The 2,233-nt window shown below is 30.2% G+C and carries 2 protein-coding genes; both read right to left on the minus strand.

What is annotated here, in order from left to right:
* On the minus strand, window positions 1–386 hold a 386-nt coding region (locus tag VK998_RS11525; protein ID WP_325228456.1), incomplete at its 3' end, for a GntR family transcriptional regulator.
* Window positions 387–422: 36 nt separating this feature from the next.
* Entirely contained in the window at window positions 423–2,087 is a 1,665-nt protein-coding gene (gene treC / locus VK998_RS11530; RefSeq protein ID WP_325228460.1) for an alpha,alpha-phosphotrehalase, read from the minus strand.
* Window positions 2,088–2,233 lie beyond the last annotated feature (146 nt).

Here is a 2,233-nt window from a genome sequence, read left to right on the forward strand (position 1 = left end):
CTAGCTCTTATAACTCGCCAAATTAAATCTTTCTTAGACAATTCTAATTTTTTAATTAAAAATTTATCTGGTTTAATAAGATCTAATTCATGGACTATGGTTTTAGAGCTTACTCCCATTTTTTCAGATAGTTCTTTGAAAGTTATTATTCCAGTTATAGGAAAATCTAATTTGTCTATATCCAATACAAAAGAACCTTTCCCCTTTATCTTATGGATATAGCCATTACCTTCTAATAAATCTAAGGCTTTTCTTACTGTATCTCTTGATACATCATATTTTCGCATTAGTTCATTTTCAGAGGGAAGTTTCTCTCCAGGTTTAATTGTTTTGTTGTCTATTGAATCCATTATGTCGTTATAAATGCTTAAATATTTGACTTCCATTCTATATCACCTTAATTAATAGTACCATTACCAAAATTATTTTTCAATATGATATACTATGGATTCATAAGGTCTTAGTTTTAATTTTTTAATATCTTCACTAGAATCTTTATAGTTGGAAATCAATATCTTTATTTTAGAACCTTCTAAATCTATTTTTTTAGACAATTCAAATATGGTCTCTTCTTTATAAAAATTGTTTATTACTAAAAGCCTTTCTCCTTCATAACTTCTCATATATGCAAATATTTGATCATCTTCCTCATAAAGGGGTATGAAACTTCCATGAGAAATTATATTGTATTCCTTCCTTAGTCGTATTAATTCTTTATAATGATAAAAAATAGAATCCTTGTCCTTTAACGCTTTCTCCACATTTATATCCTTATAATTAGAATTTATAGAAATCCAAGGTTTACCTGTAGTAAATCCTCCATTATCCTCATAGTTCCATTGCATAGGAGTTCTAGCATTGTCTCTGGATTTAGATTTTAAAATAGACATTATCTTATCATTAGTTATACCTTTATCCTTCAATATATGATAGTATTGTATGGATTCCACATCCCTATAGTCTTCTATTTTATCAAAATAGGGATTGGTCATACCTATTTCTTCACCTTGATATATATAGGGTGTTCCTCGTAACATATGGAGAGCAGTGGCCAGCATTTTAGCCGATTCTTCTCGATATTTTCCATCATCACCAAATCGAGATATAGCTCTAGGTTGATCGTGATTACACCAGAATAGAGCATTCCATCCATTGCCTCTTTCCATACCTAATTGCCAATCTATTAATATTCGTTTTAATTCTATAAAATCAAAGTCCATTAAAGACCATTTGTCTCCATCTTTATAATCTACCTTTAAGTGGTGGAAATTGAATACCATGGATAATTCTTCTTCCTCAGGATTTGAATATCTGATACAGTTTTCAATATCAGTGGAAGACATCTCACCTACTGTAATTATATCTTTCTTGGAACCAAAGGTATTTTTATTTAATTCCTTTATATATTCATGGACTCTAGGTCCATCGGTATAAAACCTTCTACCATCTCCTTCTAAATCGTCTTCAAATTCATCTGGTTTAGATATTAGATTTATAACATCTAGTCTAAAACCTTTAACTCCTTTATCCATCCAAAAGTTGACTATATCATATACTTCTTTTCTTACCTTTGGGTTATCCCAATTAAGATCTGCTTGAGTTTTATGGAATAGATGAAGGTAATATTCATCAAATTCCTCTACATATTCCCATGCAGAACCCCCAAATTTAGATAACCAATTAGTTGGCTCTTTGCTATCTTTAGGCTCTTTAAATATATAATAATTTTTATATTTTTGTTCTCCAGCTAAAGCCTTTTTAAACCATTTATGCTCTGTTGATGTGTGGTTTAAAACTAAATCTAACATTAACCCTATTCCATTTTTTTCTGCTACCTTTACCAGTTCTTCAAAATCTTCCATAGTTCCAAATTTAGGATCTATATTTCTATAATCTGCTACATCGTAGCCATTATCCTTTTGAGGAGATACATAGAAAGGTGTAAGCCAGATATAGTCTACACCTAATTCTTTTAAATAGTCGATTTTTTCTGTAACTCCTTTCAGATCTCCAATCCCATCTCCATTAGAGTCCTTGAAGGATTTTGGATATATTTGATATATTACAGTTTTTTTGAAATCTATCATAGCAAGTTCTCTCCTTCATATATTGTATCTAAAAAAGAAGGAGGTTTTAGCTCCTTCTTTTAGTTTTTATCCTTTATGTTTAGCTAGTTCCTTATTTGCCCATTTCTTGTTCTTAGATAGTATCATAGTCAATCCAAAGGGTACTA

Source organism: Schnuerera sp., assembly GCF_035459645.1.
Classification (GTDB): Bacteria; Bacillota; Clostridia; order Tissierellales; family Tepidimicrobiaceae; genus Schnuerera.